19 protein-coding genes are annotated in these 23,154 nt (G+C 63.1%); 5 read left to right on the top strand and 14 right to left on the bottom strand.

The features are described from left to right. Window positions 1-106: 106 nt before the first annotated feature. The 4 genes from LVD11_RS04480 to murI form a co-directional block, all read right to left on the bottom strand. Complete coding sequence (locus LVD11_RS04480; RefSeq protein ID WP_237056698.1) at window positions 107-1,180, bottom strand: 3-deoxy-7-phosphoheptulonate synthase; 1,074 nt, start codon at window positions 1,178-1,180, stop codon at window positions 107-109. A gap of 176 nt (window positions 1,181-1,356) precedes the next feature. Continuing rightward, on the bottom strand, window positions 1,357-4,869 hold the full coding sequence (locus LVD11_RS04475) for a UvrD-helicase domain-containing protein (RefSeq protein ID WP_237056696.1): 3,513 nt from the start codon (window positions 4,867-4,869) through the stop codon (window positions 1,357-1,359). Between the two features lie 3 nt (window positions 4,870-4,872). Beyond that, window positions 4,873-7,641: a PD-(D/E)XK nuclease family protein gene (locus LVD11_RS04470; protein WP_237056694.1), complete on the bottom strand. Its 2,769-nt coding sequence runs from the start codon at window positions 7,639-7,641 to the stop codon at window positions 4,873-4,875. 22 nt (window positions 7,642-7,663) lie between these two features. Beyond that, the gene (murI, locus tag LVD11_RS04465) at window positions 7,664-8,557 is read right to left on the bottom strand and encodes a glutamate racemase (RefSeq protein ID WP_237056693.1); all 894 of its coding nucleotides are present in this window, start codon (window positions 8,555-8,557) and stop codon (window positions 7,664-7,666) included. A gap of 114 nt (window positions 8,558-8,671) precedes the next feature. Here murI and LVD11_RS04460 point away from each other — a divergent pair, with 114 nt between their 5' ends. The 4 genes from LVD11_RS04460 to bla are packed head-to-tail and all read left to right on the top strand — an operon-like array spanning window position 8,672 to window position 12,448. Further along, window positions 8,672-10,114 (top strand): DNA recombination protein RmuC, encoded by a 1,443-nt coding sequence (locus tag LVD11_RS04460; RefSeq protein WP_237056691.1) that lies wholly within the window; start codon window positions 8,672-8,674, stop codon window positions 10,112-10,114. A 6-nt stretch (window positions 10,115-10,120) separates the two neighbouring features. Continuing rightward, entirely contained in the window at window positions 10,121-11,053 is a 933-nt protein-coding gene (locus tag LVD11_RS04455) for an AEC family transporter (protein WP_237056681.1), read from the top strand. 11 nt (window positions 11,054-11,064) lie between these two features. Beyond that, window positions 11,065-11,529 (top strand): DUF2489 domain-containing protein, encoded by a 465-nt coding sequence (locus LVD11_RS04450; protein ID WP_237056679.1) that lies wholly within the window; start codon window positions 11,065-11,067, stop codon window positions 11,527-11,529. Window positions 11,530-11,572: 43 nt separating this feature from the next. Then, on the top strand, window positions 11,573-12,448 hold the full coding sequence (gene bla, locus LVD11_RS04445) for a subclass B3 metallo-beta-lactamase (protein WP_237056677.1): 876 nt from the start codon (window positions 11,573-11,575) through the stop codon (window positions 12,446-12,448). Here bla and trmA read toward each other — a convergent pair whose 3' ends face one another. Beyond that, window positions 12,449-13,537, bottom strand: a complete 1,089-nt coding sequence (trmA, locus tag LVD11_RS04440; RefSeq protein ID WP_237056669.1) for a tRNA (uridine(54)-C5)-methyltransferase TrmA — start codon at window positions 13,535-13,537, stop codon at window positions 12,449-12,451. A gap of 174 nt (window positions 13,538-13,711) precedes the next feature. On the opposite strand from trmA, the gene LVD11_RS04435 reads away from it, so the two are divergent. Then, a complete protein-coding gene (locus LVD11_RS04435; protein ID WP_237056667.1) occupies window positions 13,712-14,116 on the top strand; it encodes a secondary thiamine-phosphate synthase enzyme YjbQ in 405 nt (134 codons plus the stop codon). Window positions 14,117-14,143: 27 nt separating this feature from the next. On the opposite strand, the gene LVD11_RS04430 is transcribed toward LVD11_RS04435, so the two are convergent. The 9 genes from LVD11_RS04430 to LVD11_RS04390 all read right to left on the bottom strand — a co-directional run bounded on the left by LVD11_RS04430 (window position 14,144) and on the right by LVD11_RS04390 (window position 23,084). Continuing rightward, window positions 14,144-14,479, bottom strand: a complete 336-nt coding sequence (locus LVD11_RS04430) for a TusE/DsrC/DsvC family sulfur relay protein (protein ID WP_237056665.1) — start codon at window positions 14,477-14,479, stop codon at window positions 14,144-14,146. Beyond that, window positions 14,479-14,760 (bottom strand): sulfurtransferase complex subunit TusB, encoded by a 282-nt coding sequence (gene tusB, locus LVD11_RS04425; RefSeq protein ID WP_237056663.1) that lies wholly within the window; start codon window positions 14,758-14,760, stop codon window positions 14,479-14,481. Before tusB ends, LVD11_RS04430 begins: the two co-directional genes overlap by 1 nt. Window positions 14,761-14,763: 3 nt before the next feature. Beyond that, window positions 14,764-15,126 carry a sulfurtransferase complex subunit TusC gene (gene tusC, locus LVD11_RS04420; protein ID WP_237056661.1) on the bottom strand — a complete coding sequence of 121 codons (363 nt, stop codon included), beginning with the start codon at window positions 15,124-15,126 and terminating at the stop codon, window positions 14,764-14,766. A gap of 11 nt (window positions 15,127-15,137) precedes the next feature. Beyond that, window positions 15,138-15,530 (bottom strand): sulfurtransferase complex subunit TusD, encoded by a 393-nt coding sequence (gene tusD, locus LVD11_RS04415; protein WP_237056659.1) that lies wholly within the window; start codon window positions 15,528-15,530, stop codon window positions 15,138-15,140. Between the two features lie 92 nt (window positions 15,531-15,622). Next, complete coding sequence (locus LVD11_RS04410) at window positions 15,623-16,300, bottom strand: Bax inhibitor-1/YccA family protein (RefSeq protein ID WP_237056657.1); 678 nt, start codon at window positions 16,298-16,300, stop codon at window positions 15,623-15,625. An 80-nt stretch (window positions 16,301-16,380) separates the two neighbouring features. Continuing rightward, window positions 16,381-18,822 carry an endonuclease/exonuclease/phosphatase family protein gene (locus LVD11_RS04405; protein WP_237056655.1) on the bottom strand — a complete coding sequence of 814 codons (2,442 nt, stop codon included), beginning with the start codon at window positions 18,820-18,822 and terminating at the stop codon, window positions 16,381-16,383. 19 nt (window positions 18,823-18,841) lie between these two features. After that, complete coding sequence (locus LVD11_RS04400) at window positions 18,842-20,116, bottom strand: glycosyltransferase (protein ID WP_237056645.1); 1,275 nt, start codon at window positions 20,114-20,116, stop codon at window positions 18,842-18,844. After that, window positions 20,113-22,374, bottom strand: coding sequence for a hypothetical protein (locus tag LVD11_RS04395; protein ID WP_237056643.1), 2,262 nt, complete (start codon window positions 22,372-22,374; stop codon window positions 20,113-20,115). Before LVD11_RS04395 ends, LVD11_RS04400 begins: the two co-directional genes overlap by 4 nt. After that, window positions 22,374-23,084 (bottom strand): TVP38/TMEM64 family protein, encoded by a 711-nt coding sequence (locus LVD11_RS04390; RefSeq protein ID WP_237056641.1) that lies wholly within the window; start codon window positions 23,082-23,084, stop codon window positions 22,374-22,376. The genes LVD11_RS04395 and LVD11_RS04390 overlap by 1 nt, the downstream gene beginning before the upstream one ends. Window positions 23,085-23,154: the final 70 nt, after the last annotated feature.

The raw sequence follows: 23,154 nt of genomic DNA, 5'->3' as shown, positions 1-23,154 counted from the left end.
TTTCACGGTAACCGGCACAATGCGAGACAAGGGGGGACCCGGGGGAATAGACAGGGTAGCGGAGCAGTTGCGGGCCCGTCTCCGAGCCCGCATGAAAAGCCTGGGGTTAGCCTTTGCGTGACTTCAGGGGGCCGCGCAGCTGCTCCGCCATCTTGAGCAGCAGGGCCTCTGTTGTTTCCCAGTCGATGCACTTGTCGGTGACCGAAACGCCGTATTCCATCTGGCTGTGGTCCTCCAGGATCTTCTGGTTACCCGCTTTCAGGTTGCTCTCCACCATGATACCGATGATGGACTTGTTGCCGTCGATGATCTGGTGCGCGACATTCTCCACTACCAGGGGCTGCAGCTCATGGTTCTTGTTGGAGTTGGCATGGCTGCAGTCAACCATAATGTTGGGGACCAGCCCGGCCTTCTCCAGTTCCTGCTCGCACATGGCGACGCTGACGGAATCGTAATTGGGCTTGTCATTGCCACCCCGAAGCACCACATGGCCGTAACGGTTGCCGGCGGTGTGGATGATGGAGACCTGGCCGTCCTTGCTGATACCCAGGAAGCGGTGCGGGTTGGCGGTGGACTGCAGCGCATTGATGGCCACATCCAGGCTGCCGTCGGTTCCATTCTTGAAGCCCACGGCGGAAGACAGGCCACTGGCCATTTCCCGGTGGGTCTGGGATTCGGTGGTGCGTGCGCCAATGGCAGACCAGGAAATCAGGTCCTGCAGGTACTGCGGGGAAATCGGGTCCAGCGCCTCGGTGGCGGTAGGCAGGCCCAGCTCGGCGATATCCAGCAACAGCTTGCGACCGATATGCAGTCCGTCCTGGATCTTGAAGGAATCGTTCAGGAAGGGGTCGTTGATCAGTCCCTTCCAGCCCACCGTGGTACGCGGTTTTTCAAAGTAGACACGCATGACAATCAGCAGGGTATCGGAGACCTGGTCGGCCACTTTTTTCAGGCGCTGCGCATAGTCGATGGCGGCGTCGACGTCGTGCACCGAGCACGGGCCGATCACCACCATCAGGCGATGGTCCTCGCGGTCGAGGATATCGCGTACGGCGGCGCGACCGGCTGCCACGGTGGCCTCGGCGGCCGCGGACACCGGCAGCTCGGCCTTGAGCTGTTCGGGGCTGATCAGGATTTCCTGGGAGACGACATTCAGGTCGTCGAACTGCTGTGTGGTCATTGTGCTTACTGTCGCTGTTACTCTCTGGCAAATCGGGCCGCGGTGCAGCCTTTGGGGAAGGCATATCCTACTCACAGCTGGCGACAAGGGCGAGTGTTTCAATTGAAACCAGTTTGGCGCCCTTGGTTAGGACGGGTATTTACCTGCCAGTCGGTGGCATCGGTCGCCCCTGGCTATCAGATTAGCTCGAGCCGGCGCAGCAGTGGGAAGTACAGGGCACAGCGGATGTCACGCTCACCGCGATCGAAGAAGAGCCGGCGGTATCCCTCCAGCTGCGCGCGGTAGTGCTCTGCCTGCATGGTTATAAATGCCTCTTCCTCCTGGCCATCGTGCGGTTCCGCGGTCTTGTAATCGACAATCCAGCGAATGCCGTCGGCGTCGATAAAGGTGCGGTCCACAATATGGCGCCGCAACTGGCGCCCGCCACTGTGAATCTCCAGTTCACAGGCGGCCTCCCGGTGGCGGTGGTCGAGCAACCAGCGTCCATGGTCGCATTCCAGGGTACTGCGGATGGCGAGTTCCACCTTGTCCCGTGCCGCTGTGAGATTGCTCCCATGCAGGCCCAGCTGGCGCAGGCGCAGCTCCCATAGCGGGCGCTGTGCTGCGATGCGGCTGTCATCCCACTGGCCGGGACCGGTGCCGGCGATGGTGGCCAGTGTTTCATGTGCCACTGTACCGGCATGGCGCAGCCAGCGCTGTGTCACCTGGCCGAGCTCGGGGATATTGGGCTCCTCACTTTCCCGCGGGCGGTAGTCATCCATGCGGTAGGGGGCAAGCCACCCGGTTTCGGGGATGGCGGGTGGGCGCCAGCCCTGGGGCAGGCGCAGGAAGTGATCATTGCGCCCGGTAATTTCTTCACGGTTATCGTCCCCCCCATTCGGGGGGACTGCCTCTGCATCGGGTTCCAGCCAGTGACACCAATCGCTGCAGTCCGACAATGACGGCCAGATCCCGGCCAGCAGGGAGGCGCTGCCGGGCGGCTTGAGTCCCGGTTTTTTGTCCTCCGGTTGCAATGAGGCGAGCAGGTGCAGGGAGCGGATGGCGCGGGTGCAGCCCACGTACAGCAGCCGGGTGCCCTCGAGGCGCTCGCGTTCGTTGTTGTCGTACTTGAGGTAGTCGAACAGGGGGTCCTTTTGTCCCCGCGCACTCTTCGGTGCCAGCAGGAAGCGGCTGTCGCCGCCACTGTTGAGCCATTCGGCCCAGCGTAACAGCTGGTCGCCACCGGGCTTGCCGCCCTGGTCGAGGCCGGGAATCAGCACATGCTCGAACTCCAGTCCCTTGGATTTATGGATTGTCATGACCTGCACGGCAGCGTCCTCACCCGGACGGGCGAAGAGCTTCTCCAGCGCCAGCTGGAACTGCTGCCAGTCGCCGATGCCACCGCCACGGTCGTGACGCTCCAGTAGCCGGAAATAGTCTTCTACATTGCCGATCTCGCCGTTCCTGGCAACACAGGCGGGGCCGCCAAGGGCCAGCCACAGCCCCTCGATCCACAGGCGCAGGGGTTTGCGCCCACGTTGTTGCCAGGCGCCGAGCAGTATCGGGCCGATGGCCTGCAGTTGTTGACGGCCGGCTTCGCTCAGGCCATCAATCCCGGCCGCGTTGGCAACAGCCTGGAGCAGGGGGCGCGCCGCGGCGTCTGTGGCCGCGAGCTCGCCATTGCCCCAGTTGGCCAGGGTATGAAGGTCTGCCCAGCTCAGGCCGCACCAGGGCGCGCGCAGGACGGCGAGCCAGCTGAGGCGGTCGCTGGGATCGAGGAGCGCACGGGTCAGGCTGAGGAGGTCCAGGATCACCATCTTGCTGGCCAGCGGTGCCAGTTCCGGGGCCTGATAGGGGATGCCCGCCGCAGCCAGGGCCGGTAGCACCTGGTCCAGGTGTCGCTTTTTCCGTACCAGGATGGCGATGCGTCCACCGGGGTCCTGCTGTTGCAGTTGCCGGACCAGCCCGGTTACCTGGGCCGCCTCTGCTGTCCGGTATGGATCATCGATACACCCGTAAAACTGTACGGCAGGGCCGGGCCAGCCGTTGCCGCGAAAGGCAATGGAATCCAGGTAGCGCACGGCACCCCGGCTGATGTTGTCCCGGGCGGGAAAAGCTTGCCGGAATACCTCATTGACCCAATCCACCACGGCGCTGTCAGAGCGGAAATTCACCCGCAGGTCGAGCGGCTCGAGGGCCACCTCGCCAATACCGTGTGCCCGTGCCTCGAGGAAAATACCCACGTTGGCGTTGCGGAAGCCGTAACAGGATTGCATGCCGTCCCCGACGATAAACAGGGTGCGGCCATCATCCGGTTGCCAGCCGGCGGTGAGCTTCTCCAGCAACTGCAACTGCATCTGGGACGTGTCCTGGAACTCGTCGACGAGGATGTGCTGCACTTGCAGGTCCAGCTTGAGCGCCAGGTCCGTGGGCGCATCGCTGTCCCCCAGGGCCACCAGTGCCGCCTGTGCCACTTCGGTGTAGTCGGTCGCGCCAAGCTGCTGGAACACGAGTTTTAGCTGTGCCACCAACCGGGGCAGTACTTCCGCCATCGCTTCCAGCAGGTCCCACTGGTCCTGTGGCAGCGCCGACGGCAGCCGGCGCACTTCGTTGATGGCCGCCAGGAGGGGGTCGTTTTCCGCCAGCTCGCCCAGCAACGCTTTCATGCGCGCCTTGTTTTCCTGCGCGCGGTCATATTCCGGATCGGTCTTGGCCGGGGAGATAAAGCCCAGTTTCTTGTTCAGGCCGCCGGCCTTGCGCCACTCCCCCTTGGCTGTCACCAGTAATTCTGTCAACGCGGACCAGGAGGCCAGGCCGCTGTGGTCTGTTGGCGGCGGTGTGCTGATTCCGGCACAGCGCGCCAGGGGATGGGCGGGGTTTTCTCTCTGCAGGTTGCTGCCGGCATAGTCCGCCAGCTGTAGTAATTCGCCGGTGGCACTGCCCAGGGCGTCGCGCAACTGCTGCAGGTTTTCGGTGGTCATTTCATCCACCACACGGTGGAAGTATTCGCGCGCATCGGCACTGTCCCCGGTGCCGATGTCCACCAGCTGGCCGAGCCACTGCTCGCGTTTTTCGAGCAGCATCTGCAACAGTTTGTCGAGCTGGCCCAGGTCGTTGTCCAGGTGCAGGAGGAGTCTCTGCAACGACGGGTCCGGTGTCTCGCTGGCCAGGCCCTCCAGCAGTTTGGAGACTGCCATCTGGTAGGCGATTGATGGCTGCTCCAGAGGTTCGCCCGGGGCGCCCAGGCCACTGTCGAGGGGCAGTTGGCTGGCGAGGCTGCGACACAGGCCGTCGATGGTCTGGAACCTCAGTCGCTGTGGTGCCTTCAGCAGCTGCCAGTTGTGACGCTGGTCCTGTTCCAGCAGGAGCCGCGCCAGGTCCCAGGTCACTGCCTCGTGTGGATTGTCCGGGCGCGGTTCGTCGCGGGCCTGGAGCAAGGCTTTAACCAGGCGCTCGCGCATCTCGCCGGCAGCCTTGCGGGTAAAGGTGATGGCGAGTACATCCTCGGGCTGGCGGCTGTGTGCCAGTAGCTTCAGTACCCGTTGGGTGAGCAGCCCCGTCTTGCCGGAGCCAGCCGGTGCCGACACGGCAAAGCTTCGGCTGATGTCCAGGGCGGCGGCGCGCGCGTCCGCATCGGCAGGCCGGCGGGAATGGTTTGATTCGGGCTCCACGGTGTCGCGCTCGTTTTGCGGCAGGTCGAGTTCGTTCATGGGTCAGGCCTGCTCCCGTTCGGGCCAGCGATTGAGCGGCCAGAGGTTCTCGTTGTTGTCATTCTTGATTCGGTCAAAGCGCAGTGCGGCATGCCCGCTCCGGTACTCGGTGGCAAGCATCGCCAGGCTCTGCTCCCAGTGCTCGGCCAGTTGTGCCCAGGTACCGAACGGGCCGTCCTTTTCAAGGTCGCCGACCGCCTTGATCCCTGGCACTGGCTGTGCCAGTTCGCCCGTGCCGCTCCAGGTGCATTCGCCGAATCGCACCTGCCCGAAGGCGATGGCGCGGGCGTCCGGTCGCGACAGGGCATACATGGGCAGCTGGGGTTCCCGCAGGCGCTCCTGCTGCCAGTCCCTCACCGAGGGCTGGCGGCTTTTGTAGTCGATCACCATCGCAGTGCCGTCGGGGAGCCGATCCAGTCGGTCCAGGCGCAGCTCGAAGCTCAGGCCGCCGATTTCCATCGTCTGCTGGAATTCCGTCGCCTCCACCCGGAAGCCGGGGCGGGTCATTTCCAGTTTGAGCCACTCTGCCAGCAGGCGCTCGAGCCGCTCTTGCTCCAGGCGCCAGAATCCCTCGGGCAGATGTGCCTGGTGGCGGCGCAGCTGCCGGATTGCCTCGGTGACGGCGCCGCGAATGGCGTCATCGAGTTCGTCATCGCTGCACTGCTGGAGGCTCGCCGAGTCGCCGCAGCGTTGCCAGAACCCGGCCAGCGCCTCGTGCATCAGTTTGCCGCGCTCGGCCGGGTTCAGGCCCAGGGTTGGCGCGTTGTACACGAGCGCACCCAGCCGGTAGTGGAGCTGGGCGTTAAGCGGGCACAATGCCTGGGCCTTGAGGACTCCGGAGCCACCGCGCACTGGCCTGCACTCAGGAGGGCTGAGGGCTGGGAAGGCCGGGTCGGCGATTGCCTCCAGGGAGGGCGATTGCGCCAGTAGCTGATAGTGGTCTGCAAGCGGGTAGGATGTCTTCGCCAGCGTATTTCCGGGCTCGCCAGCGGTTTCCATCGATGTCACGGGGAACAGGGCGCTCAGTCCCTGTTCGACGCCATCGGCTTCGCGGGCGTAGCTGATAACCACGTTGCTGCTGGCACCCAGCAGGTCGGAGGTGAGTTCCCCGGCCAGCTCCAGTTCCCGCTCAGCGCTGGCCCGGGGCATCTGCCAGTGCTTCTGCCACTGCACCGGCAACAGCGGGTTTGGGGCCGGCGCGGGTGGCCATTGCTGCTGGCCAAACCCGACCAGGCGCAGTTGATCGAAGGACAGGGCGCCGGCCTCCAGCACGCCCAGAATTTGCACGGGCCCGTCCCGGGTCTCGGCCTGGAAAGGCGTGCGGCTGGCAATCCGGCGCAGGTGCTGGAGGGCCTGGTTGAGGGTCAGGATGCCGGTAAAGGGGGATAATGCGGCGAATTCTTCCAGCACCCGTTCCCACTGGTTCAGCTGTTGGTACTCCTGGCTGTCCGGATTGCGCGGCCCGGGCCAGCCCAGTGCCTCGAGTAAGCGTGAGAATCGCTCTGCCCAGGTCTCTGCGGGCGCCTTCTGCCAGCGACGCGCCCAGTCCCCCACGGTCTCCAGCTGGCGGGGCAGCACCGGCTGTGGCAGGGCCAGCCGCTCTGCCAGCTGTTCGGCGCAGTAGCGCAAGGTGTCGCCGCGCACCTGCCACAGCTCGCGTTTCTGCAGCTGGCGGAACAGGGCGCTGCGCAGGGTCGCTTCCGCTTCTTCATGCCGGGGCGAGGCTGCGGCTGCCCCGTCGCCTGTAGCGGCGCCCCAGAAAGGGCTGAACAGTAGATTGCGCAGCTGCGAGTAATCCCACTGGTCCTGCAGGATTTCGAGGAGCTGCAGCGCACCGGCGCCAATGGGCGTCTGTGCCAGTGGCGTGCCGGCGGAAAAGTTGAACGGCAGGGTGTAGCGCGGCTGTGTCGGATCGAGCGCCTGGGGCTCCAGCACCCGGGCGAAGATGGTCTCCACCTGCGCACGACACTGCCCCAGGTTGTTTACCACGATGCCCAGGGTTGCGTGAGGATCCCGCTCAAGATGCCCGGCGGCCCAGCGCGCAGCGCTGTACAGCTCCTCCTCCAGATCGCTGCAGGGCGCGACGGTCACCCGGCTCGGCTGCCGGGTGACAGGGTGCTGCTCAACCTTGCTGGCGGCCGACCGGATCAAATAGTCGGCCAGGGGCGATACCTGTGCGAAACCAGCCATGGCGATACAGGGCAGGGTGGGCAACACCCCTTCAGTGAAGGCGCGGGCCAGCACGAGGTCCCGCATATCCGGTGTGACGGCATCCTGCCGGTGCAGTTCTGCCACAAACGCCTCGAGCAGATCGAAGAACGGGAAGGCATCCCGTGCCAGGGCGAACTGCTCCAGGTGCGGTGCGATGGCCGCGCCCAGAGCCTCTCCGTGTAGATGCGCCAAATCCAGGATGCGCCACTGGATCAGTTGTGACAGGGCGGCGTCGGCATCACGGCACAACTGCTGGCTGTTCAGCAACTGTCGATCCAGGGTCTGGTCCAGGGCCCGTTGCCACAACAGCTGGCGTTGTTCAGGGGTCAGGACCGGTTTCCATGACGGTTGCCAGCCCTGTTGTTGCAAGCGGGCCCAGGTGGTATCCAACCAGCCCTGCAGGGATTCCACTGCGGGCGGTGACCAGTTGCGCTGTTCGCCGCGACTGTTGGCGTACACCTGCTGGCAGCGGTTGCGCAGGCGGTTATTGGGCGTCAGCAGCAGCCCGCCTTCGGGCAGCTGGGAGAGGATGTCCAAGGCTGGAAACGCCAGTTGCAGCATGGGATAGTCCCCGACCGGTGGGTTATTGGTGGTTCTGTTCCGGTCCCCGGGGCGGAGTAACGGCTCCGGGGCCGATGATCTCGCTCTGCAGCGGGAACTCGCTGAAGGCAGCGGCAATGTCGCCCCGTGGGTCGGCGGCCGTCATCAGCAACCTGCCGTCGCCGGGGGCCTGGGGCAGCGTGAGCCCCATCTCGCCCAGCCACCAGTGTACCCGGCGGGCGATGGCAGCGCCGGAATCCAGCCACTCTACCGTTCGCGGGGCATAACGATCCAGTTCTGCGCGCAGCAGCGGAAAATGGGTGCAGGCCAGCACGACCGTATCGACCTGTTCACCGCCCGGCACGTCGAAGATCCGGGCCAGCACTGGTGCGAGCTGGTTGTGGGTGAGCTGCTCCCCACGCAATTTGGCTTCTGCCAGTCGCACCAGTTCCGGCGCCGGCACGTTGATCACCTTCGCCCCGTCAGCGAAGTCCCGGATCAGGCCGCGGGTGTATTCCCGGTTGACGGTGCCCTCGGTCGCCACCAGGGCGATAGTGCCGGAGCGGCTCGCACGGGCGGCCGGCTTGACCGCCGGCACCACGCCGACCACCGGGGTGCGCAGGGCGGCCCGCAACTCCGGCAGTGCCAGGGTGCTGGCGGTATTGCAGCCCACAACCAGGATGTCGGCCCCGCAATGCTGCATCATGGTGGTGGCTGTCGCCACGATGCGGGGCCGCAGCTGCTCCTCGCTTTTGTCCCCGTAAGGAAAGAAGCCGTTATCCACCCCGAAATGCAGGGTCAGGCCCGGCAGCAGGGCGCGAATTTCCCGGGCGATGCTGATGGCACCCACGCCGGAATCAAAAATCAGGGCACTTGGGGGGCGATAACCGCCCTTGTTAGAATGCGTGTCGGTCAATGGAATGGCATCCAGTTTCATCACTCGGGTCCGCTTGGCCGAAAGCATACCAAAATCCCGGCCGGTCTAGGTGGCTGCGACCCGCTGAATGCGTTCGCCCGATCCGGTTCAATAACCAGAGAAACAGAGTCCCCTATGGAAGTATTTCCCCTCCAGTTAAGTGCGGAGCAGGCCCTGGCTGCAGTTATGGTGGCGGTGGTTGCGATCATTGCGATGTCCGCCCTGGCCCGGCGCGGTCCGCTCCGGGCCCTAGAGCGGACACGCAACGACAGCGACGCCCAGCGGGAGGAACTGGAGGCGTGCCGCAATGAACTGGGCGTGGCCCGGGCGCGCCTGGAGGGCTCCCGCGAACGGGAGTCCCAGCTGCTGGCCGAGCAGGAAAAGCTGCGCGCGGAACTGGCGGATAAGGCCCAGCGTTTGACCCGTAGCCAGGTGCTGGTGGAAAAGAGCGAGGCCGCCCTGGCGGAACAGCGCCAGCTACTGGAGCAGACCCGCAAGTCCATGGCAGAGCAGTTCGAGAACCTGGCCAACCGTATCTTCGAGGAAAAGCAGCAGGCGTTCGTGCGTCGTAGCGAGGACAGCCTGCGCAAGAGCCTGGATCCCCTGGAGCGCCAGTTGGGGGACTTCCGCAAGCGGGTGGAGCATGTCTATGATCGCGAGAATGCCGAGCGCAATTCCTTGCTGGGCCAGATTAAGGCCCTGCGTGAGCAGACCCAGCGTATCAGTGACGAGGCCCTCAACCTGACTTCGGCACTCAAGGGCGACAGCAAGGTGCAGGGCAACTGGGGCGAGGTGGTGCTGGAGCGGCTGCTGGAGGAGTCGGGCCTGCAGAAGGGGCGCGAATACGAGACCCAGGTGACCATTACCAGCGACGGCAAGCGTCGCCAGCCGGATGTGATCGTGCGCCTGCCGGAAAACAAGGACCTGATTATCGATGCCAAGGTCTCGCTGACCGATTACGAGCGCTATGCCTCCGCTGAGACCGATGAGCAGCGGGCGCAGGCACTGAAGCAACATGTCAACTCGTTGCGGGCCCATATTGCCGGTTTGAACAAGAAAGCCTACGAGCAACTCGAGGGGGTACGCTCGCTGGATTTTGTCTTCATCTTCGTACCCATCGAAGCGGCTTATATGCTCGCGATGCAGGCGGATCCGGGCCTCTTCCGCTATGCCTATGATCGCCACATTGTGCTGGTGAGCCCCACCAGCCTGATGGCCACACTGCGCACAGTGGAGAATATCTGGCGTTACGAGAAGCAGAACAAGAATGCGGAGAAGATCGCCGACGAGGCCGGCAAGCTGCACGACCAGTTTTCCATGGTCCTGGCTGCCCTGGACGAGCTGGGCAACCGTATCCGCCAGACCGAGGATGCCTACCAGCAGACCTACAAGCGGCTCGCCAGTGGTCGTGGCAATGCGGTGAAGCGTATCGACAGTCTGCGAAAGCTGGGTGCCAAGACCCGCAAGCAGATCGACCCCGCATTGCGGGAAAAGGCCGAGGACGCCCATCGTGCCGCTCTGCCGGAACCGGAGGCTGAGGGGGAGGAGTCCCCCGAGGTCGAGACCGGGGAAACCTGATTGCCAATGGAGACATTCGCGTTTGCGCTTTCGGTTACCGCCCCGATTTTCCTGACCCTGTTGATTGGCTACTGCCTGGCACAGGTGGGATTGCTGAGCGAATCGTTTGTCGACGATGCGTCGCGGCTGGTTTACCTGATCACCCTGCCGGTGCTGCTGTTTATCAATATCTTTACGGCTGGTGCCGAGCTGTCCGAGCAGTGGCCGTTGCTGCTTGCCGGGGCAGTCGGCACTCTGCTGACCATGCCGCTGGCGTGGCTGGCAGCGCGGCCGCTGGCACGCGGTGACCGCAGCGCGTTTATCCAGGGCGCCTTCCGCGGCAACCTGGGGATTATCGGCCTGGCCTGGGCTCTGAATGCCTACGGTAACAGCGGCCTCGCACAGGCGGCACTGTTGATGGCGGTGGTCACCATCCTCTATAACCTCGCTGCGGTGTCGCTGTTCGCCGTTTACAGCCAGCGGGCCCGTTTCAGCTGGGCGCGACTGCTGCGGGATATTGCGCAGAACCCTCTGATCATTGCCATTGTCCTGGCCCTGGTCTTCCGCGAGCTGGGCCTGCAACTGCCGGATATTTTGCTGCAGACCGGGGATTACCTGGCTTCCATTACCCTGCCGCTGGCACTGCTGTGTATCGGCGCCAGCCTGGACCTGAGCCGGTTGCGCCAGAGTTCCGCCGGTGCCGTCGGGGCATCGGCTTTCAAGCTGTTAGTGGTGCCGCTGGTGTTGCTGGCTTGCGGTTGGCTGCTGGGACTGCCGTCACAGTCCCTCGGCGTGCTGTTCCTGATGGCGGCCGCGCCCACGGCGACGGTTTCGTTTATCATGGCGCGCGCACTGGGCGGCAACAGCCAGCTGGCTGCGAATATCGTCGCGCTCAGCACGCTGTTGTCTATCGTTACTGCCAGCCTGGGGCTGGCAGTGCTGGAATCCATCCTGTCGTAGAAGGGGTTGTCATGACCGAGTTTCCCACCTGGCTGCTGGTGCTGGCAGCGCTGGTTATTTTTGCGCTCGCCGCGATAGCGGGCTATTACCTGCGCCGGCTGCAGGTAGCGACCCGGAAGCAGAAACAACAGCTGGCCGAACTGGAGCAGGCGGCTGAGGAGCAGCGCCAGCGTGTCAACGACAGCATCCAGATTATTGCCCGGACATTGCTGGACGAGGGGGTCGGCATGACCGAGGCTGCGATCCGCATTCGTGTGTTGCTCGATGCACTACAGGTGGAGCAGGGGGTGAAAGAGGAGTTTGTGGCGTTCTACACCATCGCCGATAAAACCCAGCATATCCCTATCCTGCAGGAGTGGAAGAAGCTCTCGCCAAAGGAACGGTTCAAGTTCGAGATAGAAATGGCGGCGCTGGAATCCGAATACCGGGATTTTGCCCTGGACGCGGCCAGGCGGATCCTGGGCAGGCAGTTCTGACAATTGCCACTGGCCCGAAATAAATAAGAAAAAGGGAAATCCTATGTTGCCGAAAATACTGGTTTCGATCTGTGTGACTTTCTGCCTGGCCGGCACTGCGCAGGCGGCCAGTGAAAAGTGCCGGAATGATGATGGCTGGGAGTCCCCGGCACCGGCAACAAGGATCTTTGCCAATACCTGGTATGTGGGGACCTGTGGGCTGAGTGCGGTGCTGGTCACCTCGGCGGATGGTCATATCTTGCTGGATGGTGGCACCGCCGGCGCCGCGCCACTGGTTGAGGACAATATCCGCGCGCTGGGATTCCGTCCCGGGGATGTCCGCTTTATTCTGAACTCCCACGAACATTTCGATCACGCCGGCGGGATCGCACAGCTGCAGCGGCGCACGGGTGCCACCGTGGTGGCGCGGGCGCCCGCGGCAGCGGTGCTCGAGCGGGGTGCCAGCGATCGCAGTGACCCGCAGTTACTGAGCCTGCAAGAGTTCGCCCCGGTTTCCTCCGTACGCCGCATCGTGGACGGGGAGCACCTGCGGCTGGGAGTGCTGGAGCTGGAGGCAGTTGCGACCCCGGGGCATACGCCGGGCGGCACCAGCTGGACCTGGCAAAGCTGCGATGGCAGAGGCAACTGCCGGTCGATGGTCTATGCCGACAGCCTTACGGCGATTTCGGACGATGTATTCCGCTACACGGATTCCGATCTGTTGCCGGCGCTCCGGGAGACCCTGGAGCGGGTAGGGGAGCTGGACTGCGATATCCTGGTGACGACGCATCCCTCCGCCAGCCGCCTGTGGCAGCGGCTGGGTCCCGGCGCCCCCGAGCCGCTGGTTAGCCAGTCTGCCTGTGAGGAATACGCTACGGCTGCCCGGCAGCGCCTGGAAAAACGCCTGCAACGGGAATCGCAGGCACAGGACGGCCGCTGACTAACGCCGTACCAGCAGCAGACCGGTCTCGGTATGGTCGGTGTAGGGAAACTGGTCGAACAGCGCGAAACGCTCGATGCGGTGGGTTTTGCTCAGCGTCGCTAAATTTTCCAGCTGGGTATCGGGATTGCAGGAGATGTAGAGAATACGCGGGAAGCGCGCCACCATGGCGCAGGTGTCCGCGTCCAGTCCCGCCCGCGGCGGGTCCACCAGTACCGTGGAAAAGTCATAGCTGTCGAGGTCGATATCCCGCAGGCGGCGGAACGGTCGCACCTTGTCAATCGCCTGGGTGAACTCCTCACTGGACAGGCGCACGATATCCAGGTTGGTGATGCCGTTCGTGCGAATGTTTTCCTGTGCGGAAGCGACCGAGACTTTGGAGATTTCCGTTGCCAGTACCTTGTCAAAGTTTTCGCACAGGGGAATGGTCAGGTTGCCATTACCACAGTAGAGTTCCAGCAGGTCACCTTCGCTGTCCCGGCAGGCATCCCTGGCCCAACCGATCATGGCCCGGCAGATTTCCCCGTTGGGCTGGGTGAAGCTGCCCTCCACCTGCTTGTACTGGTAGGTCCTGTTCCCGATCTGCAACTTCTCGATGACGTAATCCCGTTCCAGCACCAGCTTCTGCTTGCGCGAGCGGCCCAGGATCGGGAAACCGAGTTGTTCCTGCAGGCCCCGGGCTTCCTGCTCCCATTCCTGGTCGAGCTTCTTGTGGTAAATCAGGGTCACCAGCGCGTCGCCGCTCAGGGTGGTGAGGAACTCTGCCGAGAACAGGCGCTTGCGCAGCACCTCACTGGCATTGACCGCTTCCAGCACCTGCGGCATCAGGCGATTCATCAATTCCGAGCCGACGGTGAACTCTTCGATGATAAATGGCTGCTTGTATTCACCCTGGCGGTACATGGCGTAATGCGCCTTGCCGTCCTCCTGCCATACCTTGAACTCGGCCCGCAGCCGGTAGTGACTGGGCGGGGAGGGGAACACCTCTGGGGCCAGGTCGGTATAGGCGCTGTAGCGCTCGCGGAGCCGTTCGGCTTTCTCGTGCAGCTGGGCGGGATAGTCGTCGGTATTTACTCGGTGCAGGGCCATGCCGGTTACAGTCTCAAAAAAGGGCCAGTTGTTGTGGCCGGGATCTGGGGCCGCGGATTATAACGATCCGTGGTCGCGCCGTATAATCCCGGTAGTTAAAGTAAAGTCGCGAACAGGGCGCGGCAACAAGCCAGTGTTGCCGGTCGCCAGGACAGGACAGAGAGGAGGTGGCCTATGCCTGTGGGTGAAATAGAGATCGCAGTTGACGGGCAGGGCCTGCATGAGTTCACCGCGGAAGTGGGCCGGTGGCTGGCCCGCCAGGAAGTCAGAGAGGGGCTATGCACGCTGTTTATCCAGCACACCTCGGCCAGCCTGCTAATCCAGGAAAATGCCGACCCCTCGGCCCGCCATGACCTGGAGCAGTGGCTGAACAGGCTGGTGCCGGAAAATGACCCGCTCTATACCCACACGCTTGAGGGGCCCGATGACATGCCGGCCCATATCAAGGCATCGCTGACCGCGACCAGCCTGTCCATTCCGGTGCGGGATGGCCGTTTGCTGCTGGGGACCTGGCAGGGCATCTTCCTGTGGGAGCACCGGCACCATCACGGCCGGCGCCGGGTGATCCTGCACGTCTGAATGGCGGTCACCGGCCGGTCGGGTTGATCAGAGGCAGTTTGTGGGTTTGGGCAGGCCGGCGATCTTGCTGCCCAGCTTGGCCGGGCTGTCGGGGAACAGGCGCATGAGGTAAATACTGCGACCTTTCTCGGCACCCAGGTGCTGTGCCACGTACTTCACCAGGGGGCGCATGGCCGGCGACAACTCGAACTCGCGGTAGAAGTCCTGTAGCAGGTGGATAATCTCCCAGTGGGCTTCGGTGAGTTCGATACCCTCTGCCCGGGCAAGTGCCTCCGCCACCTCCGGGCTCCAGTCGTCCAGGTTGCGCAGGAAGCCTTCCTTGTCCAGCGGTATATCCCGCCCTTCGATAGTTATCATGCCCATCACCTGAACCAGCTGACGATAGGATTGTGTTCCGTGCACAGCGATGCCCAGCGGTCGTCGTCGATCGCCTCCACGGCAGCCGGGATGGTGAGGCCCCGGGCCTGTGCGTCGGCCGCCAGGCAGTATACCGGCCCGACGACAGGCTGGCTCTTCAGGGCGCCACTGAGCGCATAGACCCCGTCCTCGATCAGCACCAGTGCGTCACCCTCGATAAAAGATGTAAGGCAATCCGCGAGTGCGGTGCTGGAGAAGGGCGATTTACTGACAATATGCAGGCTCATGGCTCAAAAACTCAACACGGTATCGTAGCTGGAGATCAGTTTGCCGATGTCGGACACCGGGTGCAACGCGGGGCCGCCTGTGGCCAGGTCGTCCAGGCTGAGGCCGCGCTGTGAGAGGCTATGCTCGCAGACGTAAGCCCGCTCGATGTCGAATATCGGGAGCGCCTGCAGGTTGCGCTGCAGGTTCTTCTGGCCAATGCCGTCAGGTTCCTGCCCGGGCAGCAGCTGGAAAACCCCGTCCCCGCTGAAGAGCAGGTCGGGGGCCTGTTCCAGTGCTGAAGCGGCCAGGACGGCCTCCAGCCCCTCACGGGCCAGGGCATTGCCGTAAGGTGCCTGCCGGCACAGCGCGAGCGATCTCTTTCCCATGACTATGCTCCTCAGCTTCCAAACGTCACCAGGCGGTCGGAATGGGCGACGGCGTCGGCCAGCTGGCCAAGCCCGGCCAGCTCGAAGCCCGGGGCAAGGTTGGCAGCGGGCCGCTCCAGCCGTTTCGCTTCGGCTTCACTCAGCACGCCGCGCCTTTGCGCCGCGGCGATACAGACCACTAGGTCCAGCCCATGCTCGGCCTGTAGCGACTGCCAGGCCGGCAGCAGGTCAGTTTCATCCTGGGGCGGCGTGGCCAGGCTACTGCCATTGTGGACACCATCGCAGTAGAAGAAGACCCGGTACAGTTGATGGCCCTGCCGCAGCAATGCCTGCGCAAAGCGCAGGGCGGTCGCGGCAGACTGGCTGGCATGGGGAGCGGCGTAGACGGCGAGGGTAAAGTTCATGGCGGCTTGGTTGCGGGTGTCAGAAGTGGCCGGATACAAAAGGCCCCGCTCAAAGCGGGGCCCCGGTGAGACTGTTCAATCAGCTGGCGGCATCAGTCGTCGGAAGCGAACCCGATAATGTGCAGCAGGGCGGTGAACAGGTTCAGGATATCCAGGTACAGACGCGTGGTGGCCATCAGGTAGTTGGTCTCACCGCCGTTGATGATGGCACTGGTGTCATACAGGATAAAGCCGGAGAACAGCAGGGCGATAACGCCGCTCAGGACTACGCTGGCCAGCGGCATGTGCACGCCGAAGAAGCCGGCGATCATCATGCCCAGGGCGCAGACCAGTACGGCGATCAGGCCCACGAACAGGAACCCGCCCATAAAGCTGAAATCCTTGCGGGTAGTCAGCACGTAGGCGGACAGGGCAAAGAAGATCAGCGCAGTGGTACCCAGCGCCTGGGTAATCACCTGGGCCATGCCGGCGGCCACGTAGTAGTTCAGCAGTGGTGCCAGGGATGCGCCCAGCAGTCCGGTGAATGCAAACACCACGCCGACGCCGGCGCCGGAATTGGCGGTGCGCGGCAGGACAAACCAGACCAGCACGATGGCGGCAATGGAGCAAATCAGCCCCATGCCACGCCCCATGCCCAGGGCCATGGCGACACCCGCGGTAAACGCACTGAACAGCACGGTCATGGCGAGCAGAGCGTAAGTGTTACGCAGCACCTTGGCCGATTCAGCGCGGTCCAGGGCGCCAGAGGATGAGTAGACTTGGGGTTGCATTAGCTTCTCCTGCTATTGAACGATTGGGCAAATCATATAGCTGCTGGATTGGACCATCAAGTCAAGTTACGGTTCTTTAGTCACTGGCCGTTGGCGTCCCGTTCACCCCTGGCGGCCGGTAACTCCAGGTCCGCCACCAGTGGCAGGTGATCCGATGCCACCTGGGTCAGCTCTGTGCGCGGCACCAGTACTTTTGACACCTTCAGGCGCCGGCCGATGAATATATAGTCGATCCGGGCCCGGGACAGCCGACTGGGAAAGGTTCCCCGGGGACGGTGGTTGGCGAGATGGACCTGGGCGTCGTGTAGGTGCTCGCACAGGCGCTTGTGTTCGGCGGAATTGGGCAGCGTATTGAAGTCTCCCAGTAATACCTTGTGCCCATTGCACTCCGGGTGTCCCAGCCACTCCGGTCCTACCAGCGCGTCCACCTGGCGCAGGCGTTCCGCCTTGCTGAGTCCCAGGTGGGTATTCACGATCTGCACCTTCTCACCGTTGTGATCGATCTCTACCCAGACCGCGCCGCGGGGCTCATCCACGGTGGGTAGCAGTGACATGGAGGCGGCTTCCGGTGGGCCCGGCAGGATCTCCTTCTTGATTACCCGCATTGGCAGTCGCGACAGGATGGCATCGCCATAGCGTTCCTCCTCCATGTGGATGGCGGGGTGGAACTGGAAATCCATCTGTAGATAGCGGGCGATCCGTTCCGCCTGGTCCTCCCCGCCGCTGCGCGGACGGCTGACGTCGAGCTCCTGTAGTGCCACCACATCGGGCTGGTAACGGGCAATCACGCGGGCGATACGCCGCGCCGAGTACTTGCCGTCGACGCCCTGGCAACTGTGTACGTTGTAGGTCATTACCCGCAGGGTCCTGACGGCCGTTGGCCGGTGAACCGGAACCAGGGGATAGTAGTGATGCAGGAACTGCTGTGCCGCGCGCCGCAGGTCCCCGGCGCGCCAGTACCCCTGTGACGGGCGCCGGATGTCTTTGGGCAGCAGGGCGAAGGCATTGGTTTCGGTCGGGCCGGGCCCGCCATGGCTGCCGTTTTCAACGGCGAAGGTCATCGGCTCCTCCCCCACGCACCAGCCACACATGATGAAATCACCGGCATCGGGATGATGGCACAGGCGCGCGAGATCGATAGCGGTCTGCTCTGCGAAGGGGTGCTCGTCGCCCATCAGGAGCTGGCCATCCCGGGGCAATTCCACGGCACCATCACGCCACCAGCCGTGCACCGGAGCGTTGTCATCGTCTGAGGCCCGGTAAAGGACCAGTGGCACCGCGGCGCGCTCGACGATCAAGCGGGCTACCTCGGCCCGTGGTGTGCCATTTGTCCGCAGGTTGTACAGCATGGCAACCGGACCCAGGGCGGCGAGCGCCAGTGGCGGCTCTGACCCCGTGCCATTGCCATCCTCCGGGATCATTTTTTCGATCCACTCACTGCCGAACATGCGTGCCCGCTCCAACTGTACCCCGCGACGGCCGGTACTGCGATAGCTGCTTGTATCACCGGGCAGGTCGCGCAGAGCCTCGGAAAGGGCTTCCCCCAGGCTGCGACCGTGGCGCACCTCGTAGGGTTCGGCCTGCTCCTGGCCGTGGTCGGAGAAGATCCAGACATCGTACTGTCGCTTTTCTGACCGGTGTGCAGCCCGCCAGATGCGCCCGATGGCATCATCGATGCCCTTGAGCACCCAGTGGGCAAATGCCGAGTTAGGGCCGCGCCGGTGTGACTGCTCGTCGTATCCCAGCAGGTTGACGTAGATCACCGGGAGGCCGCGGGCTATGTCGATCTTGACCCCGAAGGTGCACAGCTCGCGCATCAGGATGGTGACAGCGACGCGTGTGGGAATGAACATCAGCTCACGCCAGAAGTTTTCCCCCGAGAAGACCCCCCGGATCGAGTCGATCACCGCCAGCACCAGTTCGACAAGTAGCAGGGCCCCGGTACGGATCAGTCCCCACAGGTTGCTGAGGATCACGAGTATCACGGTGAGTGGGGTGGCCTCGCGCATCGCCGGCCCCCAGCCGCGGGAAGCGGGACAGAAATGTGCCTCGCCATCGGCGGTGCCGGCACGGAACAGGCTCAGGTAGCAGCTGCCGTCCTTGAGCAGTGGATCGTCTACGCGCGCCTCGAGTTTTTCCTCAACGGCACAGGCGGCCTCCGGATCGTACATACGCACCAGTTGCTGGGTGTCACGCATCATGAACCCGAAAGCGGGCACGATTGCGCGAACACCGTAGAACAATTCGGCCTGGACGGCGGGGGTTGTCGATGGAACCCCGGAAAAAAGATGGTCGAGTTGGTAGTGTTCCTTACGGATCAGTTTCTGCAGGAAGGGCATTCTTTTTTTCGCGAGGGCTTTCTGCAGCTGGGGATAGGCGAGCCCGTCCACCTGGATCAGGATAAGGCCGTGATCACTGGGATGGCTGTCACTGGTGGGCAACTTGAGTAGGTGAGCCATCCACGCGCTGCGGCTGAAGCGGCGGCGCAGTCGGCGCAGGGCTGTCTCAATACGACTCATCATAGGATGTGCAAACCTGCTGCTAGCGGCGTGGCGGCTGGCCAAAGGCCGCACCGGCGGCACTGGTCACGCCCTCCAGGATGTCCCACTGGGCGGCGATCAGGTTGCGCAGCCGCATCCACTGGTCGTAGACCGAATCATCGAGGGCCCAGCTTTTTTTCAGTAGCGGCCGATAGAGATCCAGGGCCCTGGTGGCGCAGCGCTCCATGGAGAAATCACGGGCAGTCTCCAGGGCAGCGGTGTGCAGTAGCCGGCGATCGTCGGCTGAGCGGCGGTAAATCCATGCGATGGCATCACTGAAGTCCTGGCGGTTAGCCGCTGTCACGAGGCGGCCATTGATTTTGTCGCGCACTACTTCCCTGCTGCCATTGGCATCAAGGGCAACCACCGGTACCGATGCGGCCATGGCTTCAGTCAGCACCATGCCCTGGGTTTCGCTGGTTGAGGCGAATACGAAGGTGTCCATTGCAGCATAGGCGTCGCGCTGGCGGGAGCCCTGGAGCGTGCCGGGCACATGCAGCCTGCCAGCCATCCCCCTGGCATTAAAAATATTCTCGATCATGCCGGAGCTGGGGCCACTGCCAACCAGCAGGAAGTGTGTGTCAGTGTGTTCCTGCATAAAATCCGCCACTGCCAGCGCGGTAAATTCGAGGTTTTTTTCCGGAGCCAGCCGACCCAGGTGACCCAGGAGATAGGCGTCCGCGGGGATGCCGAGCTCCGCTCGCATGCGCGCGCCATCGCCGGGCAAATACTGCTCCTCCTGTAGCCCCGTGGGCATCTCCTCGATCGGAGTGGTGACACCGCGTTCGCGCAGGATGCGCGCAATACTCTCGCTGGGCGCAAACACCAGGCTCGCAAGGTTGGCATACCGCGTAGCCAGCTCGATCACAAAGCGTTTCAGGGCCTGGGAGTCTGCGGGGACATAGTGGGTATAGCGCTCGTAGAGAGTGTGATGGGTGAAAACCAGGGGCAGCCCGCGGGAGCGGGCAATGCGCACTGCGGTCATGCCGAGCAGGAAAGGGTGGTGCGAGTGCACAATGTCGGGCTGGAATTCATCGAGTCGATCGCTGAGGTGTCCGGAGAAGGGCAGGGCCACGGAAAAATCGCTGCCATTAAAGTTCTGGATGGCATGGATGCGAACCACGTCCTCTTCTCCCTTGACGTACTGGGAGAACTCCGGTGCCACGATGAGAACCCGGTGTCCGCGGGCGCGGTATTCTGCCGCAAAGGCTGCCACCGAGCGTGCCACACCACCCACATGGGGGAGATAGGTATTAGTGAGCATCACAATGTTCACTGCGGCGCGAGCTCCACTTCCTGGGCCCCTGGAGCGGCCCGGATGGCGGTAAAGCCCAGCGCACGGACCTCGATCGGGGGTTCCTCCCCATGCCATTCGGCCATCCAGCTCACCCTTGGGGTAGCCCCCGGGGCCACCTCCACAGTGATACGGCCGAAGCGGGTTGGCGCCGGCCCGAAATGCAGTGAAGCGGTGGCGGTTTGGTCGCTAAGCCATTCCGGGGGCAGGCCGGATACAAGGACCAGCGTGCCGCCTTCCTCGCGCACGAAGCAGTTGCGCTGCATCGCCACCCATTCGGCGGCGGCCCAGGCGTGCTGGCCATCACCCATGCAACCGCCCAGTGAGTGCGGATGGATGGCCTCGGGCCATTGCCCGGTGGGCGACGCCAGCTGCGCAACGTTACGCATCAGCTCCACGCACCGGGCATTCCCCGCGCGCAGGAGCACCTGTGCGATGTGCAGGGTCAGATAGGCATTGATACCTGAATGGATCATGTCCTGGAAGAAGCCGCCGGCGACAAAGCATTTCTCCATCAGGAATTCTGCCAGGTCAAGCAGTCGCGGATCATCCGGTGGGTAAAGGCTCAACGGATAGCCGGCCACAATGGAACCGATGGCACCGGGATCCAGGCGCCGGTTCGGCGAGGCCGGCATCGCCGGGCGGCCCAGGCGCTCAGCGGCTGCGGCGAGGCTGGCATCGATGGTTTGCTGGAAATCCGTCGCCTGGTGCGAGAAGCGGGTACTGTCGTTTTCCAGCCCTTCCCGCGCGCACATGGCGGCGGCAGCCTGCAGGCCTCCCACACCCCAGAAATCATCCCAGTAGTAGCAATCGTTTGGTCCCAGATGCTCGGCACTGAAGCCCGCCGGCAGCAGGCCGCCACAGCGGCTGCCGTCCCTGGGCAGCCGCTTGTCGTCGATCCAGCTGGCCCCGCGCAATACCGCCTGGCGCCAGCGGGGTTTGAGGGGCCGGTTTGTAAGCTGGCAGTACAGGTCAAAGATCCACAGGGCCTCGCCGTTCGAATCCCATTCGCCATCCTGGGAATGAAAAAAACCATCGCGCTTCTGGCGGTGGGGAAACTGGTCGAGGGCCCGTTCGGCGCGGTCCAACAGGCCAGCGTACAACAGCGACTGGATCATAAACGCCGCGTCACGGAACCAGAAGCGCTTGTAGGTATAGGGGCCTGGATAGACATCCTTCGGCGAGTGCAGGATCAGGGTGCGGATGGCGGCATCGTAGAGAAATTGCATTTTCTGGTCGGGGACGGCCATCGCACAGTGGTTGGCCAGGGTTTCATCCCAGTTCCCCGGCGTGGCGGGCGACTGGCGATCCGGGTCGCCGGGTTGGTCCGGCGCAAGCGGAACTTTCACCTGGACATCCAGCGGCTTTCCCGGTTCGATCCTGAACATGGCCGCGGCAGTTGCCATACCCACCTCACACTCACCGTGGGTACGACCGCCCTCGTCGTGCAGGTGCAGGTAGATATCGCCATGACGGTAATCGGAAGCGAGGTGACGCTCGAGTGGCCGATCGAACTCGACCGCAAACTTCTTCTCGATGAGCCACTTCCTGCGGCTATTATCCAGCCGTACCCTGTGCACAAAACTGACCCCTTCAGGATTGTAGGGACGCAGTGCTACGACCAACCACCCACCGGTGCCACTCTCAGCCTGGAGTTGCAGCAGGCATTGATTGCGGCCGTTTTCACGTTCCACCACAGCGCGATTACGAAGGAGCATTCCGGCGTGGCTGGACTCGGTCAGCACACTGATATTGTCGCCCAGCAGGAACTCCTGGCGACATTGCTCCAGTCTTGATGGAACCAGTTGCTCACCGCTGTCGCTGATAATCCAGGTGTCGATTGACCAGCCGTCGTAATGCGGGGTCAGCAGGCCGCGCGGATCCACCAGTGGCATTTCCTCACAGTCGGGGAGACCCACCGCGGTCCAGTTTCGGTGACTGAGGTTGCAGTGCGTAATTGAAAATGCGCGGGGAATAAAGGACTTGTCCAGAGGATCAAACTGCCGTTCAACCCAGTAGGGCCATACCCAGTCGAGGTTGTGCTGGATCACCTTGCTGTTGATCAGTGCGCGGGCATGAAAGATGACACCGGCTCGCAGAAGCTCGATCGGCTCGGCGACTTCGGACGGTTGTGCGAACCGCTGCATATGCGCCATGACCGAGAGCGGATCGACAAAGCCATGGGAGGTGGCAAACTTGCGGACGAAGAAACGCCAGGGCAGCCATTTCATCCAGGGCATTAGATATCCTCCCGTTCAATTTTCTGTGCCAGCGCGCGCCGTGCGATACGGGTAATGCCGATCAATGCAGTCACCGCCAGCACGAACCCGAGTGCATACAGGGTCCATTCCACCGGTGTGCGCTCCGATTCCCTGCTGCCAAGCGTTGCCAGGTCTGAAGCGATCGATCCCACGTACACATTGTGTATGGTGATCGGTATGATCCCGATGGCATTGCCGATGACAAAGTCCCGCAAGCGAACCGGTGTCAGCCCAAAAAAATAGTTTGACAGCTTGAAGGGAAACAGCGGCACCAGCCTTGTGAGCATGACCAGGCGCCAGCCCTCATCCTTGATCACTTCGCCCAGGTGGGGTGGCCGTACATGTGACATCAACCACCTGGAGGGCCGGGGGCCGAAAAGGTAGCGGGCAGCCAGGAAGGCGATGGTAGCACCGAGGACGGTGCCTGCCACCACCAGCAATGTTCCCTTGACTACACCGAACACGAAGCCCGCCCCCATGGTGAAAATCACGCCAGGGGCGAGCACCACAATGGCCAGCGCAATGACCAGGATAAACAGCAGGCTCGTCTGCCAGCCGCGACTCTCCATCCACTGCAAAAGCTCAATCAGGCGGTCATCCAGGTCGAAATAGAAAAGCAGGCCAAGGCCAACCCCCACCCCAATGATGCACAGCACGATGATCCAGACGGGTGCGTACTTGACTGCCATAGGTTCGTCCAACAAGGATTGCAGAAGATCGGCTTACGCGCTCTCCCACATAAGCCTAGCCAAGTGACGG

Source organism: Microbulbifer sediminum, assembly GCF_021729035.1.
Taxonomy (GTDB): domain Bacteria; phylum Pseudomonadota; class Gammaproteobacteria; order Pseudomonadales; family Cellvibrionaceae; genus Microbulbifer; species Microbulbifer sediminum.
Note: the sequence above shows the minus strand (reverse complement) of the source record. Positions and strands in the feature narration are given on the sequence as shown.